The sequence below is a fragment of the Winogradskya humida genome, assembly GCF_016862215.1.
In the GTDB taxonomy this organism is placed as follows: domain Bacteria; phylum Actinomycetota; class Actinomycetes; order Mycobacteriales; family Micromonosporaceae; genus Actinoplanes; species Actinoplanes humidus.
On record NZ_BOMN01000020.1, the window covers coordinates 25934 to 40943 of the forward strand.

The following is a 15010-nucleotide window of genomic DNA, read 5'->3' on the forward strand; positions in this document are numbered from 1 at the left end:
GGCCACGATCCGTTCATGAGCGTTCAGACGCGGGCCTTCGTCACCGCCGCCCGGGAGGTAGCCCACGACCTGCTCGCTTCGATGGGCAACCGGTGGCTGCACACGGCCGGCGTCGCGGACCGCGCCGGCGAGCTTGCGGACAGCCTCGGCCTCGACCACGACACGCTGGTCGCCTCCGCCTGGCTGCACGACATCGGCTACGCGGCCCCGATCAAGGTCACCGGCTTCCACCCGCTCGACGGCGCCGACCACCTGGCCGGTCGCGGCTGGCCCCTCTCGGTGGCGGCCCAGGTCGCCCATCACTCCGGCGCCCGCTTCGTCGCAGCGGCGCGTGGCCTGGGCGAGCGCCTCGCGGCGTACCCCTACGAGGACAGCATGCTCTTCGACACCCTCACCTACGCCGACCAGACCGTCGGCCCCACCGGGCTCCGGGTCACCCCGGCCGCCCGCCACGAAGAGATGCTTCTCCGTCACGGCCCCGACTCGGTGAACGCCAAGGTCGACCACCTGCGAGGCCCCTACCTGCTCGAAGCCGCCACCCGCGTGGAAAGCCTGCTCCGCGTCGCCCACTGACAGCGCGGAAAGCCTGCGCCGCGTCGCAAGCTGACCCGCGGCCTCCCGGCTACGGCTGGTGCGGCTGGGGCGGCTGCGGCTGCGGCGGCTGCGGCCTCCCTGCTACGCGGCTGCGGCTGGAGCGGTGCGGCTGGAGCGGTGCGGAGGCTGGCGCCCGCGGCGGTGCGGTTGGCGGCTGCGGGGGCACTACCAGGCCTCGACAATGTCGATGACCGCCCTTGCTCGCGCGCAACGGCGTGGGGCTCGGCGGGCGGGCTGTGGCAACCGCGTGGTGGGCTTGGCTGCTGTGCAACGGCGTGGCGGGCTGCTGTGCAACGGCGTGGCGGGCAGCTGCGCAACGGCGTGGAGGGTTCGGTGGCTGCGCGACTGCGGCGGGGATGCCCGGCGACCGCGGGAAGGGACCGGTGGTTGCGCAACGGTGGCGGGCGGGGGTTGTCCGTCGGCTGCGCAACGGCGGCGGGGACGGCCCAGTGGCTGCGCGAGGGCGGGGAGGGCCCGGTGCTCTCGCGACGGCGGGGACGGCCCAGTGGCTGCGCGAGTGCGGGGACGGCCCGGTGCTCTCGCGACGGCGGCGACCGCCCGGTGGCTGCGCGACGGCGGGGAAGATCCGGCAGCGGCTCATCGCGGTGGGAACCGGGAGCGTATCGGTATCAGCGCGGCGCGGCACATCGGAACGGACCGGTGAGTAGCGTGCCGGGGCGGCGTGGCTGGGGAGCCGGCCGGGATGTGCGTGAAACGGGGCCGGGCGAGGCCTTGGGGGGCCTCGCCCGGGTTTCGTTACCAGCGGCTGGGGGCCGCCGAGAAGAACTTCTCACCGGGGACGCCGACGCCGGTTTCGGCGTCGTAGCCCGGGGTGCTGTGGATGGTCGTCGTCTGGACGTCGACCTGCCGCAGGATGTAGGCCCGTCCGTCGGAGGGGTCGACCGAGTTCACGTAGTTGGCGCGTGCCTCGTAGACGGCCTTCTTCGGGGCCTTGATGTCGTTGAGTGCGGAGGTGCCGAGTTTGGCGTAGTACAGCGGGTTGACGAAACCGAGGGCGTGGCGTGCCTTCTGGTTCGCTACCGCCTGGAGGCCGGCGAGCAGCGGGGAGGCGAGGCTGGTGCCGCCGATCCGGTACTCGTCGTAGTAGGTGCCGTCGGGGAATTCCTGGGTCTGGCCGACCCGGAAGCCCGTGTTGGGGTCGCCCGGCATGGAGATGTCGGGGGTGGTGCGCGCCGGGGTCGCGGAGAAGTACTTCGAGATCGAGGCGGGCACCTTGCCCTTCTGGTAGAACGGCTGCTCGAACAGGATGCTCGTGCCGCCGCCACCGCCGGAGCTGTACGCCGAGGCGCCCCAAGCGTTGTTGCTGAGGCTCTGGTAGGCGTTCTGCCAGCCGTACTCCCAGACCCGGTTGTTTTTCTTGTCGATGCCGACGCTGGTGCCGCCGACGCTCGTGACGAAGGGCAGGTCCGAGGGGAAGCTGACCGATTTGGCGGCGAGGTCGGTGCCGCCGGCGGTCTGGTCGCCGGCGTCGCCGCTGGAGAAGTCGACCGTGATGCCGGTGAGGGCTGCCTCGAGCGAGAAGAGCTGGTAGAACTTGACGGCTTCGGCGCCGAGGAGCTCGATGTCGTCGGTGCCGGAGCCCCACGAGTTGGTGATGATGTCCGCGACGTGGTTGTCGATCGTCTCGGCCCAGGCCTCGTCGAGGCCGGTGACGCAGTCGGTGCCGCCGACGTAGACGATGTTGGCACCGGGCGACATGGCGTGGACGGCCTCGATGTCGAGGGTCTCCTCGCCGTACCAGCCGGCCGCGTCACATTCCTCGGTGTAGGCGTAGCCGTCCGCGGGGGGTGTGATCTGGCTGAACTGGCCCCGCTTGAAGGCGGGCAGGCCGTACTTCTTGTTGTACTTGGCGACGTCCTGCACGATCGTCGGCGACGCGTAGGCGTCGGTGACGGCGACCGTTACGCCCTTGCCGTCCAGACCCTTCTTGATCTGGTCGGTGGCACCGTACGCCTCCTGGTACTGCTTCGGCGTGTAGCCGCAGACGACGTACGGCGCCTTCTTGCCGTCCGGGGCCTTGGGCAGCGTCGTCGCGGTCTTCTCGCCGTAGTAGGACGAGCACGGCGTCGCCGCGCGGAAGCCGGCTCCGGGCGGGGGCAGCGTGTCGGCGGGCTCCTTGAGCAGCGAGCCCTGGTCGATCCCGATCACGCCGCTGAGCAGCCCGGTGACGACGGCGGGGGCGTCCTCCGGCAGGGACAGGTCGGTGCTGTTGGCGTGCACCGTCTTGCCCTCGTACGTGTAGTCACGCACCGTCGTGCCGAAGGTCTTGTTGATCTGTGCGGTGGTGCCGGAGGCCTCGACGTAGAGGCCGCCGGCGAGGGTGTCGCGCAGCTGGAAGCCCTGGCCGGTGAGCCAGGACGACACGGATTTCACGTCGGCTGCGGCGGGGGCGTAGCGCGACGCGAACTGGGTGCCGGTGAGCCATTTGCCATAGCTGGCGCTGCCCGGATCGGACAGTGCGGCGAGCGACGACTCCGCACCGGCCTGGTCGCGCATGGCGAGCAGCAGGCCGAATTGGATGGTGCTGGCGGCGGCCGGGGTGCCGGCCTGCTGGGCACGGGCGATCCATTTCGGCTTGCTGCCGCTGATGGTGTGCCGTCCGGGGCGCGCCGACGCCGGGGGCGCCGCGCCGAGGACCGAGACGGCTGCCGCGCCCACCGCGACGACGGCCGTGATCCGGTACCTCAGTGTTGAAGGGATCAGCATCTTCCGGGGTCTCCCTCAATGAGAGGTGTAACTGTATGAGCCACCCAACTCCTGTCGATGCTTCCGGTCAAGATCTGAAATGCTGTGAACGTCCACGTGTACGCGGGAAAAGGGGAGAACGTGCCGGTCGCGAAAACCAACGGCGTCGAGCTGGCCTACGAGACCCACGGAGATCCGGCGGCGCCCGCGTTGCTGCTGGTGATGGGCCTCGGGGCGCACCTGACGGACTGGCCGCTCGAGTTCACGGAACAGCTCGCCGCGAACGGCTTCCACGTGATCCGGTTCGACAACCGGGACGCGGGACTTTCGACAGCCCTCGACGATTCCGGCGTACCCGATATCCCCGCCTTGATGGGCGGTGACCGTTCCTCGGCGCCCTACCTGATCGCGGATCTGGCGGCGGATGCCGCGGGCCTGCTCGACACGCTCGGCGTGCAGCGGGCGCACGTGGTGGGCGCGTCGCTGGGCGGGATGATCGCCCAGCAGCTCACGATCGACTACCCGGACCGGGTCGCGAGCCTGTGCTCCATCATGTCCACGACCGGCGACTTCACGGTCGGGCGTCCGCGCCCCGAGGCGGCCGCGATGATCGGCCGTCCGCCGTCGGCCAGCCGCGAGGAGGTCATCGCGGGCAGCGTGGCGGGCTCGCGGGTGATCGGCTCGCCGGGTTACCCCGCGACCGAGGAATACCTGACCGCGCGTGCGGCGGCCAAGTACGACCGGGCCTACCGGCCCCTGGGGACGCTGCGGCAATATGCGGCGGTGCTGGCCTCCCCGGACCGTACGCAGGCCTTGCGCCGGGTCACCGCACCGACCCTGGTCATCCATGGCGAGGACGACCCGCTGATCGACGTGAGCGGGGGCCGGGCGACGGCCGCGGCGATCCCCGGCTCCACGCTTCTCACGATCCCGGGCATGGGCCACGACCTGCCGCGCGAGTTGTGGCCGCGGATCACGGCGGCGATCGCCCGCAACGCTGCCTGAACTACTCCGCGGATCTGCCCGCTTTTTCGGCCGGTTCGGTCTCGGCGGGCATGCCGAACACGTGCGCGAGACCGGTCACCTGCACGGCCTTGCGCACCGGCGACGACGCGTTGGTCAAGGTCAGGGTGACACCGGCGGCTGCGGCGCTGTTGCGGGCGCTGACGAGGGCGCCCAGGGCGTACGAATCGATGAAGCCGAGACGGCCCACGTCGACGTGCAGGTAGCGGCAGCCGGTGCCGGTGGCCGCGGCGGCGAGGCTGTCACGCACCTCATCGGCGCTGTCGAGGTCGAGATCGCCCTCCAGCACCGCGGTGAGCAGCCCGTCGGTGGTGACATCCTCGTACGCGACGATTGTGTTACTGGACATCTGCCCGAGGATAGCCGCGATCTTGATCGTCTGCTCGGCACGCGGCGTCCCGTGCACCCGGTCGCTCAGCCCGTTGCCCGGGTGTCGTAGTCGCGTTGACTTGCCTGGATTTCGCCGGCGCGGGCGACCGTCCAGTCGTAGAGGCGGCCGAACGGCTCGCGCAGGGATTCACCCAGGGGGGTGAGTGAGTATTCGACGCCGATCGGCGCGGTCGGCAGGACCCGGCGTTCGATCATGCCGTTGCGTTCCAGGCGGCGCAGGGTCTGGGTGAGGACCCGCTGGGTGACGCCTTCGAGACGGCGCTTGATCTCGTTGAAGCGGCGTGGCTCCTCGAGGACCGCCATCACCATCATCGACCACTTGTCGGCGATCTGGTCGAGGATCGGGCGGCTGGGGCAGTCGGCGCGAAAGACGGTGCCGCCCTTCGCGATGGATTCGTAAACGGTGTCGGACGTGGGCATACCGGTATCCCCCGTGATCCTTGCGATGCCTGAAGTGCGTTATTGACCTTGATCGGCCGGGGCCGCACCGTAGGTATACATCAGGAACTTAGATGCCTACCAGATACGGACCAAGGATCATTATGTACGCCACCCTGCACGTGACCCGCGAACCCGGTATCGCCCGCGTCACCCTCGACAACCCACCCGTCAACGTCCTGGGTGTCGCGCTCATGACCGACCTGCGCGACCTGCTGACCGCGTTGCGGGACGACGACGAGGTCCGGGTGATCGTCTTCGACAGCGCCGACCCGGAATTCTTCATCGCCCACGTCGACATGACCGTCACCCCGGACAGCCTCGCCGGCCTGGCCGCCACCGCCCCGGCAGGGGTCAACGTCTTCCAGGCCCTGGGGGAGATGCTGCGCCACCAGCCCCAGGTGACCATCGTCAAGCTGGCCGGCAAGGCCCGCGGCGGCGGTGCGGAGTTCGTCGCCGCCGCGGACATGGCGTTCGCCGCGATCGGGCGTGCCGGGCTCGGCCAGGTCGAGGCACTGATGGGCATCGTCCCCGGCGGCGGTGGCACGCAATACCTCGCCGGACGGGTCGGCCGCAACCGCGCGCTGGAAGTGGTGCTGGGCGCCGATCTGTTCGATGCGGAGACGGCCGAGCGCTACGGCTGGATCAACCGGGCGCTGCCCGCGGACGAGCTCGACGCCTTCGTCGACCGGCTCGCCCGCAATATCGCGGCGCTCCCCGACGGAGTGATCGAGGCGGCCAAGCGAGCCATCGTCCCCGCTGATCTGGGGGAGGGCCTGCTGCGCGAGCACGACGCCTGGGCGGGGTTGATCGGTCGTCCGGCGGCGGCCCGGCTGATCGGTGGCGGGCTGGCCCACGGCGCCCAGACCCGTGAAGGCGAGCGCGACCTGGAAGGCCTGCTCCGCCACCTGCCGGCGTAGGCAGCCGCAGGGTCAGGCCGCAGGGTCAGGCCGCAGGGTCAGGCCGCAGGGTCAGGCCGCAGGGTCAGGCCGCAGGGTCAGGCCGGTGAACTAGCCTCCTAGGATGCCAAAGAGGGTGTGTGCGACGGGTGCGGCCAGATCCGCGGCGAGTGCGGTGCGGACCGGGTCAGGCGAAGCCGCCGTTGCTGAGCAGGAGCTGACCGTTGATCCATTGGCCCTGGGGTGAGCACAGGAAGTCCACGAGGTGGGCGGTGTCCTGCGGGGTGCCGAGGCGGCCGAGAGGGGTCTGCCGGATGCCGTTCTGCCGGATCGGGTCGCTCATCCAGCCGGTGTCGATGGGGCCGGGGTTGACGACGTTGGAGCTGATGCCGAGGTGTGCCAGCTCGTGGGCGGCGGCGAGGGTGATCCGGTCCAACGCGCCCTTGCTGGCACCGTACGGCAGGTTGCCGACGGTGTGGTCGCTGGTCAGGGCGATGATGCGCCCGGCGCCGTGCATGCCGCGGAACCGGCGGCCGTGCTCGCGGATCAGCAGCCATGTCGCCCGGGTGTTGACGGCGAAGTGGCGGTCGAAGCTCTCGATGGTGGTGTTGAGGATCGTGGAGTCGACCGACTCGCAGTGGCACATCACCAGGGCGGTGACGGGGCCCAGCCGGCGCTCCGCCTCGTCGAAGATCGCGGCCGGGGCGGACGTGTCGGCCAGGTCCGCCTCGATCGCGGCGACGGCGGCGCCCTGCCCGGCGAGCGTGGCGCTGATGGTTTCCGCAGCGCCGGCCTCGGCGCCCCAGGTCATACGTTCGTCGTACGGAACCCAGTAGGAGAACGCGATGTCCCAGCCGGAGGCCGCGAGCTGATGGGCGATCCCCGCGCCGATGCCGGCCGTACGGCCGACGCCGGTGATGAGCGCTACCGGCCGGGAAAGCTCTGCCATGGCCAGGATCCTGGCCGACGGCCCTCGGCCGGGCAATCGATTTACCTCAGGTCAGCGGGACGGCCTTCTGCGAGCTGAGGGATTCACCCGGGGTGTGGGCGGGGTGGTGGGTGGTGCCGCTGCCGGCGGGGAGGTAGATCGTGAAGGTGGTGGCGGCCTCGTCGGGTTCGCTGACGGTGAGGTTGCCGCCGTGCTGTTCGATGATGGCCCGCGCGAGGGTGAGGCCCAGGCCGGTGCCGGGCAGGCCGTGGTGCAGGCTGTCGCCCGTACGGTAGAAAAGGTCGAAGATGCGGACATGCTCGTCGGCGGGGATGCGGGCGCCGGTGTTGGTGACCGACAGCACGGCGGTGTCTTCGTCGGCGTGGACGACGATGCCGACGGTGCTGTCCGGCGGGGCCCAGGTCAGGGCGTTGCGCAGGAGCTCGTCGATGACTTCGCGGAGGCGTTCGGGGTCGCCGTCGATCGGGACCAGGGGCAGTGCGGTGAGGTCGACGTTCGCGGCGGGGTTGCCGGCACGGGCGTTGTCGGCCGCCTCCCGGGCGATCTCCGCCAGGTCCATGCGCCGGGGCTGCAGGGCGATGTGCCCGGAGCGGGTGCCCGCGACGTCGAGCAGCTTCGCGATCAGGGTGTGCAGGTCCGTGGCGCGCCGGTGCATCACGTCGAGCATCTGCCCGCGCTCCTCGGCGGAGAGGCCGGGGTCGGTGCGCATCATGTCGGTGTAGGCCTGGATGGCGGTCAGCGGCGTACGCAGTTCGTGCCCGACAAGCGCGATGTACTCGTCCCGGGTGGCCTCGAGCTCGGCGGCGTACTGTTCGGCGCGCCGGCGTTCGAGGAACTCACCGAGGTGCGCGGCGATGCCCGTCATGACAGCGGTGCGCATGTCGTCGGGGGTCTCGAAGTTGTCGCTGTAGCAGACGAGCACGCCGAGCACGATGTTCCCGCTGGGCAGTGGAACCGCGAGCGCGGATCGAAGCGGGAGCCACTGCGCGGTCTGCTGCAACGCGGCCGGGTCGGCAGCGAGGTTGGTCGTCCAGATCGGATCCGTGACTGCCCAGGCCTTGCCCGGGATGCCGATTCCTTTGTGGAGCCGGTCGGGGAGATCCTGATTGTCGCCGGTGCCGGACCAGAGGGCTTTGCGGCGCAGGACCTCGCCGACGGCGTCGACGGTCCAGAACTCGGTGACCGTCCAGCCGAGCATGTCGCCGATGTGCTCCACGGCCTGTTTGAGCAGATGGTCGGGCGGTTCGGGCTTGGACAGCAGGTGGGCGATCAGCCGTTCGCATTCCTTCAGCTTCTCGGCGCGTTTCGCCCGGGTGATCTCGTGTACGGCGATCACGGCGGCGAGCTGGCCACCGTCGGTGACCGGCTCCCCGTGGATCCGCAGCGTACGGGCGGTGACGCCGTCGGCCTTGGCGACGATCAGCATGTTGTGCACGGGCTCGCCGCGCAGCAGCATCTGGGTGGGCAGGTCGTCGTGCGCGAGAACGTTGCCGACCGCGTCGGAGAAGACGAAACCGCTGTACCGCCGGGCCCAGTGGTCCACCGGTTCCGTGTGGTCGGGCAGCGCGAACAGCTCCCGGGCGCTGCGGTTCGTCAGCACCGCCCGGCCCTCGCGGTCGCAGCCGACGACGGCGGTGTCGAGGCTGTTCAGGACGGCCATCAGCGTCTGGTTCTGTTCCTGCAGCCGTTGCCGCGTGAAGACCCCCGACTCGGCCTGGAACGTCGGCCGCAGCGCGTCCGCGAGGTCCTGCTGGGAGACGTCCCCGAGCTTCGCGCGTACGTATTCGGTGACGTCGTCGGCCCTTTGCATGAGCAACGTCAGGTCACCGTCAATCCCGAGCACCGGCGCGTTGATCACCGCCCAGTACCGGTTCGTGAACTCGTCGTCGTGGCCGGCCACGGCGTATTTCTGGATCGGCATGACCTCGATGGCGAGCTGCTCGCGAACCCGTCGCAGCGACCCACCCACGTTGTCGACCCCGGAAGCATCGGGGTCCGTGGGATCGTCGGGGAACACGTCGAAGAGTTTGCGGCCGAGGAGCATCTCCCGGCTGACGCCGGTCGTCGTCAGGTAGTAGTCGCTGACCGCGACGATCGTCAGGTCCGGAGCCATCGCGAGCAGTGCGACCGGTGCGCACTCGAACAGCCGCCGGTAGTCCAGCTCAGCATCCACGTCAGCTCCGACTTCTCGCCGCCTGCCCTCACTGAGGGACGTTAGGCGAGATTTGCGAAGTTTGTGGTGAAAGTGGGCTTTCCAGAAAATCTACTTCGCGATGGGTACGCCGTCCTCGTCGCGAACCGTCACCGGCGGCAGTCCCGGGGCCGGTGCGGTGCCGGGGACCTCGCCGCGGGCCACGGCACCGGGGGCCTTGTCGCGTTCGATGCCCGCGGCGGCGTACGCGTCGTCCTCGTCCAGGGTCTCGGACTGCAGCAACCGCTCCGCCAACCGGCTCAGCTGGTCGCGATGGGAGCCGAGCAGGCTGAGCGCCTGGGCGTAGCACTCCTCGACGATCTTGCGGACCTCGGCGTCGATCAGCTCCTTGGTGGCCGGGGCCACGCCGTCGAGACCGAGCGGGGACTCGCTGCCCGGCGGGGGCAGCACCGTCACCGGGCCGATCGCCTCGGACATGCCCCAGCGGCCCACCATCTGCCGGGCGATGTTGCTGACCTGGTCGAGGTCGCTCTCCGCACCGGTGGTCATGTCGCCGAAGACGACCTCCTCGGCCGCACGCCCGCCGAGCGCACCGATGATGCGGCCCTTGAGGTATTCCGCGGAGTAGCCGTAGCGGTCGGTGGACGGGCTCTGGAACGTGACGCCGAGCGCCTGGCCACGCGGGATGATCGAGATCTTGCGGACCGGGTCGGCGCCGGGGGTGAGCATGCCGAGCAGGGCATGACCCGATTCGTGGTACGCCGTGCGGCGGCGCTCGTCCTGGGTCAGCATGATGCCGCGCACCGTGCCGAGGACGATCTTCTCGAGCGCGTCGCTGAAGTCCGCGCCGACGACGGTCTCGTGCTTGCGCCGCGCCGCGAGCAGGGCTGCCTCGTTGACGAGGTTCTTCAGGTCGGCGCCGACCATGCCGGGCGTCGTCGAGGCGATCGCGGCCAGGTCGACGTCGGGGCCGAGCGGGACGCCCCGGGTGTGCACCTCGAGGATCTTGCGGCGCCCGTCCAGGTCGGGCGGGCTGACCGTGACCCGGCGGTCGAACCGGCCCGGGCGCAGCAGTGCCTTGTCGAGGATCTCGGGGCGGTTCGTCGCGGCCAGCACGACCACGCCCTCGCTGCCGGTGAAGCCGTCCATCTCGGTGAGGATCTGGTTGAGGGTCTGCTCGCGCTCGTCGTTGCCGCCGAGCGACTGCGCGCCGCCGCGGGCCCGGCCGATCGCGTCCAGCTCGTCGATGAAGATGATCGACGGCGCGACCTTCTTGGCCTGGTCGAACAGGTCACGGACCCGGCTGGCGCCGACACCGACGATCATCTCGATGAACTCCGACGCCGACATCGAGAAGAACGGCACCTGCGCCTCGCCGGCCACGGCCCGGGCGAGCAGCGTCTTGCCGGTGCCGGGCGGGCCGGAGAGCAGCACGCCGTGCGGGATCTGCGCGCCCAGCTTGCGATAGCGCTCCGGCTCGCGCAGGAAGTCGACGATCTCGGTGACCTCCTGCTCGACCTCCTCGATCCCGGCGACGTCGGCGAACGTCGTGCGGGTGGTGGTGTCGGGCTGGTAAAGCTTGGCCCGAGACCGGCCGAACCCGCCGATGCCACCGCCACCGGCCGCGGCGGCACCCCGGCGCAGGAACCAGATCAGCAGCCCCACCAGCAGCAGCGTCGGCCCGAACCCGACGAGCAGCTGCTGCCAGATCGGCGCGGGCGCGTCCGGTGGGTTCGCGTTGACCTGCACGCCGTCGGTCTGCAGCTTCGTGAACAGGCTGTCGTCGGCGAACGACGGGCGCTGCGTGGTGAACCGGGTGACCTTCTCGGCCTTCTTCTCGCCGACCGGCGTGTAGGAGGCCTCCTTCTTCATGCTGCCCTCGATGGTGTCCCCGGTCGAGGTGATGTCCCCGATGTTCTTCGCGTCCACCTGGGTGAGGAAGTAGGTGTACGAGACGGCGGTGCGCTCGGGCGGCGCCAGGATGAACGACGAGACGATCCAGTTGACGGCGAGCAGCGCCAGCAGCAGCCACCCGAACCGCATCCAGGCCGGGCGTTGCTTCGGCGCCGGGGTGCCGGGCGCGCCACCGGGGTGTCCCTCCACCTTCCAGGGCGGTGGGGGAGCGGGGTCCTTCGGGGACGTCATGACGCGAGACTAGCGCTGCAAACCGCCGGTGGCCCGCCCTCGTGATCCGCGATACTCGCCACATCGCCGACCGCATCACCGACCGTATCGTTCACCACAGCGCTCGCCGGATTGCTCACCACAGCGCTCGCCAGGTCGGTCACCACATCGCGAAGATGCGGGCCTGTCCGCCGGAGCCTTGCTCGAAGGGGAGCAGCCCGACCATGATCGTCGCCCCGTGCCGGGGGATGGAGCTGAGATTGGCGAGGTTCTCGAGGCCGTAACGGTCGGCGCCGGTCAGCGTCACGTGCACGGGGAACTCCTCGGAATCCCCCGGGTCGATGCTCAGCGTGTCGACGCCGAGGCTACGGATGTGCCGCTTCTCCAGCAGCCACTCGCAGGCGTCCGCGCTGAAACCGGGGAAGTGCAGGACACCCCGGGCGTCCGTGCCGCGGTACGCGTCCGTCGAGCCCGCCTTCACGCCCCAGCCCGAGTACATCAGCACAGCGGCGTCGCGCGGGATTTTCGCGTACCGTCGCTCAAACGCCCTGAGGTCGGCGACCGTGACCTGAGCGTCGGGGTTCTCCGCGGCCTTGGCCGCGATGTCCACCACGACGGCCGGCGTGATCAGCTCGTCGGGGGTGAGCTCGGTGGAGAGCCGCCCGCCCTCGGTGAAGTGGCCGGGCGCGTCCACATGGGTCCCGGTGTGCTCAACCAGGCGCCACTCCTGCATGTAATAACCATCATCCGCAATCGTGGTGTACGCGCTGCGGCGAGCCTCCTCACCGTCGGCGAACGGCGGGAACGCCGTGGTGATCGGGTACGTGAGGTCGGCAAGACCCCGCTTCCCGGACGCGGCCGCCGGCACGCCGAAGGCCATCCCCCCGACGGCGGCAGCGGCTCCGGTCAGGGCAGCGCGGCGGCTCAGCGAATGGGTGCACATACCCGCACCCTAGACCGGTACGCGGCTGCGCACGTCCCCGATCCGGGTCCGCGGGGCATCACCACCGCAGACCCGGTCGGAGCGCCGATGCTTTACCGGCCACGGGCTCTGCTTCCACCAGGCCCGCATGTCACGGGTCCCTGTTCCGTCAGGCCCGCCGGCCGGCCACGGGCCTCTGTCGGTCAGGGCCTCTGTCGGTCAGGGCCGCCTGTCGGTCAGGGCCGCCTGTCGGTCAGGGCCGCCGGCCGCCGGCTCGTGACGGTCAGGCGGACGGCATCAGGATCCAGAGCAGCGGGTAGATCAGGAACTGGCTGCCGGGGATCACGAGCAGGGTCACCGCGAAGATGGCGCGTGCGAGCCACGGGTCGAGGCCGAAGCGCTGCGCCAGCCCCGCGCACACACCGCCGAGGATGCGGCCCTCACGCGGCCGGACCAGGCCCTGACGGGTCATCGAATCGGAGAACGAGTTCATGGTCGCTGCCCTTCGGGTCACTCACTGTGCTGACCTCTCAAGAGTGGGCGCCCGCGTACCCCAGAAACATCGGGATCCGCCCCTGACCCGACCCTGAGATCCTCAGGTGTGCAGGTGGTGACGCCAGTCGTCGGGCACGGACCCCTCAGGCCCCGGGACCGTCTGCTCGAGCGGGTGGTGCTGCGGGGCCGCGAGGTGCTCCCCGGCCACGGCGTCATCGGTCTCGAAGCTGTAGAACCAGCTCTCACCGGGCTCGAAGGACCGGATCACCGGGTGCCCGGTCTCCTTGAAATGGGCGGTCGCATGCTGCGAGGGGGAGGTGTCACAACAGCCGATGTGCCCGCACTCCGCGCACCGGCGCAGATGGAACCACCATCCGCCATCCGCGAGACACTCGACGCAGCCGGTACCCGACGGCGGGACATCGGGCCGGATCCCGAATTCACTCTTCATACCGCCCAGTCTTCCAGGTCCGCCCAGTCTTCCAGGTCCGCCCAGTCTCCGACTCTGTCGGTCTTGCGGGGCCGGCTGGGTGCCGCTGGGGTGCTAGTTGCCCACTCCGGCGCCGGAAACGCGGGAAAACCTGGCCCTGCTGCCGGTCGGAGCCGATAACTCAGTCGTGCGTACCCCATCGGTGATTCTTGTCCCAGCGCTCGCAGTGGCCTGCCTCACGGCCTCGGCCACCCCCGCCCCTGCCTTTGCTGGCCCTGCGGTTACCGCCGACGGCGCTACGGTGACCACGCTCGCACAGCTCGTCGACGCCACGGGAAGGCCGACGTTCGTCGAGGTCAAGGCCCGGACCGCGGCCGAGGAGCGACGACGGGCCGATGCGCTCCCCGGCAGTGCGGGCCACGCCACAGAAGCTGCGGTACGCACAGCCGCGACCCCTGACGACCCGAGCCGGCCCGTGCAGTGGGCCCTGGACGTCCTGCGCTCCGACGACCTCCCCGCAGTCGACCTGACCGGCCAGCTCATCGCCGTGGTCGACACCGGCGTGGACGCCGCCCACGAGGACTTCGCCCCCGGCCAGGTCCGCTGCGACCTGGGCACGGACCTCGTCGGTGACACCCTGGACCCGGCCGGCAACGGCTGCACCGACCCCGAAGGCCACGGCACCCACGTAGCCGGCATCGCCGCCGCCGTCACCAACAACGCCAAGGGAGTCGCCAGCCTCGCCTCCGGCACCCAGATCCTCCCCGTCCGCGTCCTCGACAAGGACGGAGCAGGCACCTCCACCGCGATCGCCACCGGCATCGTCTACGCCGTCGACCACGGCGCCACGGTCATCAACATCTCGGCCGCCGGCGACTACTCCGAGGTCTACGACCCTGCCGTCGCCTACGCAACCCAGCACAACGTCCCGGTCGTCGTCGCAGCCGGCAACAACGGAACCACCGGAAACCAGGCCCTGTGGCCGGCCTCCTCCCCGGGCGCCATCGCCGTAACCGCCATCGACCAGAACGGCACCGTCGCCCCCTACTCCAACACCAGCGGCGTCGCCGACATCGCCGCCCCCGGCACAGGCATCTACGGCCTGGACGCCAAAACAGGCCGCTACATCTACAAATCCGGCACGTCGATGGCCTCCCCCGAAGTCGCGGCCTCCGTAGCCCTCTACCGAGCCACCCACCCCACCTCCACCTCCGTCCAGGTCCGCCAGGCCCTCACCGCCACCGCCCAGGACGCCGGCGAACCAGGCCCCGACGCCCAATACGGCGCAGGCATCGTCAACCCCTACGCCCTGGTCTCCAACAACGTCCCCACCGTCACCATCTCCAGCCTCAAAGTCACCAAACGAACCCGCATCACCGTCCACGTAGCCGCCTTCAAACCAGGCACCAACGTCACCGTCACCGAGACGTACCGCTACCCCCGAAAAAACATCTTCATCAGCAAAACCGTCGCCCTCGGCACCGCCCGCGTCAGCCGAGCCGGCACCGCCACCCGCCTCATCAGCCCGGTCCAATCAGCAAAAACCGGCACCCTCACCATCCGAGGCACCGCCGCCGACGGCACCAAAATCACCATCACCAACACCATCAAGGTCGGCTAACCCCCGACCCTGCCACGGAGCCCGTCACGGTAAGGCCGGTCAAAGGGCTTACCGTCATGGAGCTGCCGGTCACGGTGGCTTGCGTGCCGGGGATCTGCCGGCTGCGGGTGACGGCGCTTTCCGGTGCCGGGCTTGTGCCAGTCACGGGATGCTGGGCACAGAGCTCATCATTCGGGGCGCTGGGGCGCTGGGGCGCTGGGGCGCTGGGGCGCTGGGGCGCTGGGGCGCTGGGGCGCTGGGGCGCTGGGGCGCTGGGGCGCTGGGGTC

13 protein-coding genes are annotated in these 15010 nt (G+C 70.2%); 4 read left to right on the plus strand and 9 right to left on the minus strand.

Going from position 1 to position 15010, the window contains the following annotated elements:
* Positions 1-15 precede the first annotated feature (15 nt).
* Complete coding sequence (locus Ahu01nite_RS07910; RefSeq protein WP_203835767.1) at positions 16-573, plus strand: HDIG domain-containing metalloprotein; 558 nt, start codon at positions 16-18, stop codon at positions 571-573.
* A gap of 777 nt (positions 574-1350) precedes the next feature.
* Here Ahu01nite_RS07910 and Ahu01nite_RS07915 read toward each other — a convergent pair.
* On the minus strand, positions 1351-3321 hold the full coding sequence (locus Ahu01nite_RS07915; RefSeq protein ID WP_203835768.1) for a S53 family peptidase: 1971 nt from the start codon (positions 3319-3321) through the stop codon (positions 1351-1353).
* Positions 3322-3441: 120 nt separating this feature from the next.
* Between Ahu01nite_RS07915 and Ahu01nite_RS07920 the strand changes: the two genes are divergently transcribed.
* A complete protein-coding gene (locus tag Ahu01nite_RS07920) occupies positions 3442-4305 on the plus strand; it encodes an alpha/beta fold hydrolase (RefSeq protein WP_203835769.1) in 864 nt (287 codons plus the stop codon).
* Position 4306: 1 nt separating this feature from the next.
* On the opposite strand, the gene Ahu01nite_RS07925 is transcribed toward Ahu01nite_RS07920, so the two are convergent.
* Both Ahu01nite_RS07925 and Ahu01nite_RS07930 read right to left on the minus strand, forming a co-directional pair.
* Positions 4307-4672, minus strand: coding sequence for an STAS domain-containing protein (locus Ahu01nite_RS07925; RefSeq protein ID WP_203835770.1), 366 nt, complete (start codon positions 4670-4672; stop codon positions 4307-4309).
* Positions 4673-4737: 65 nt separating this feature from the next.
* Positions 4738-5133 carry a winged helix-turn-helix transcriptional regulator gene (locus Ahu01nite_RS07930; protein ID WP_203835771.1) on the minus strand — a complete coding sequence of 132 codons (396 nt, stop codon included), beginning with the start codon at positions 5131-5133 and terminating at the stop codon, positions 4738-4740.
* A 92-nt stretch (positions 5134-5225) separates the two neighbouring features.
* Between Ahu01nite_RS07930 and Ahu01nite_RS07935 the strand changes: the two genes are divergently transcribed.
* A complete protein-coding gene (locus Ahu01nite_RS07935) occupies positions 5226-6071 on the plus strand; it encodes an enoyl-CoA hydratase/isomerase family protein (RefSeq protein WP_239158703.1) in 846 nt (281 codons plus the stop codon).
* A gap of 166 nt (positions 6072-6237) precedes the next feature.
* Here Ahu01nite_RS07935 and Ahu01nite_RS07940 read toward each other — a convergent pair whose 3' ends face one another.
* The 6 genes from Ahu01nite_RS07940 to Ahu01nite_RS07965 form a co-directional block, all read right to left on the minus strand.
* Positions 6238-6999 carry an SDR family oxidoreductase gene (locus Ahu01nite_RS07940; RefSeq protein WP_203835772.1) on the minus strand — a complete coding sequence of 254 codons (762 nt, stop codon included), beginning with the start codon at positions 6997-6999 and terminating at the stop codon, positions 6238-6240.
* 46 nt (positions 7000-7045) lie between these two features.
* Entirely contained in the window at positions 7046-9172 is a 2127-nt protein-coding gene (locus Ahu01nite_RS07945; RefSeq protein ID WP_239158704.1) for a PAS domain-containing sensor histidine kinase, read from the minus strand.
* Positions 9173-9262: 90 nt separating this feature from the next.
* Positions 9263-11296, minus strand: a complete 2034-nt coding sequence (gene ftsH / locus Ahu01nite_RS07950; RefSeq protein WP_203835773.1) for an ATP-dependent zinc metalloprotease FtsH — start codon at positions 11294-11296, stop codon at positions 9263-9265.
* A gap of 139 nt (positions 11297-11435) precedes the next feature.
* Positions 11436-12218: a cyclase family protein gene (locus tag Ahu01nite_RS07955; protein ID WP_203835774.1), complete on the minus strand. Its 783-nt coding sequence runs from the start codon at positions 12216-12218 to the stop codon at positions 11436-11438.
* A 262-nt stretch (positions 12219-12480) separates the two neighbouring features.
* On the minus strand, positions 12481-12690 hold the full coding sequence (locus Ahu01nite_RS07960) for a PspC domain-containing protein (protein WP_203835775.1): 210 nt from the start codon (positions 12688-12690) through the stop codon (positions 12481-12483).
* 102 nt (positions 12691-12792) lie between these two features.
* Positions 12793-13143: a UBP-type zinc finger domain-containing protein gene (locus Ahu01nite_RS07965; protein WP_203835776.1), complete on the minus strand. Its 351-nt coding sequence runs from the start codon at positions 13141-13143 to the stop codon at positions 12793-12795.
* Between the two features lie 280 nt (positions 13144-13423).
* On the opposite strand from Ahu01nite_RS07965, the gene Ahu01nite_RS51310 reads away from it, so the two are divergent.
* Positions 13424-14743: a S8 family serine peptidase gene (locus tag Ahu01nite_RS51310; RefSeq protein WP_203835777.1), complete on the plus strand. Its 1320-nt coding sequence runs from the start codon at positions 13424-13426 to the stop codon at positions 14741-14743.
* Positions 14744-15010 lie beyond the last annotated feature (267 nt).

Excerpts from the sequence above, each read along its gene's own strand:
- Ahu01nite_RS07910 (WP_203835767.1), top strand. The coding sequence starts at position 16 with ATGAGCGTTCAGACGCGGGCCTTCGTCACCGCCGCCCGGGAGGTAGCC.
- Ahu01nite_RS07915 (WP_203835768.1), bottom strand. The coding sequence starts at position 3,321 with ATGCTGATCCCTTCAACACTGAGGTACCGGATCACGGCCGTCGTCGCG.
- Ahu01nite_RS07925 (WP_203835770.1), bottom strand. The coding sequence starts at position 4,672 with ATGTCCAGTAACACAATCGTCGCGTACGAGGATGTCACCACCGACGGG.
- Ahu01nite_RS07930 (WP_203835771.1), bottom strand. The coding sequence starts at position 5,133 with ATGCCCACGTCCGACACCGTTTACGAATCCATCGCGAAGGGCGGCACC.
- Ahu01nite_RS07935 (WP_239158703.1), top strand. The coding sequence starts at position 5,226 with ATGCCTACCAGATACGGACCAAGGATCATTATGTACGCCACCCTGCAC.
- Ahu01nite_RS07940 (WP_203835772.1), bottom strand. The coding sequence starts at position 6,999 with ATGGCAGAGCTTTCCCGGCCGGTAGCGCTCATCACCGGCGTCGGCCGT.
- ftsH (WP_203835773.1), bottom strand. The coding sequence starts at position 11,296 with ATGACGTCCCCGAAGGACCCCGCTCCCCCACCGCCCTGGAAGGTGGAG.
- Ahu01nite_RS07955 (WP_203835774.1), bottom strand. The coding sequence starts at position 12,218 with ATGTGCACCCATTCGCTGAGCCGCCGCGCTGCCCTGACCGGAGCCGCT.
- Ahu01nite_RS07960 (WP_203835775.1), bottom strand. The coding sequence starts at position 12,690 with ATGAACTCGTTCTCCGATTCGATGACCCGTCAGGGCCTGGTCCGGCCG.
- Ahu01nite_RS07965 (WP_203835776.1), bottom strand. The coding sequence starts at position 13,143 with ATGAAGAGTGAATTCGGGATCCGGCCCGATGTCCCGCCGTCGGGTACC.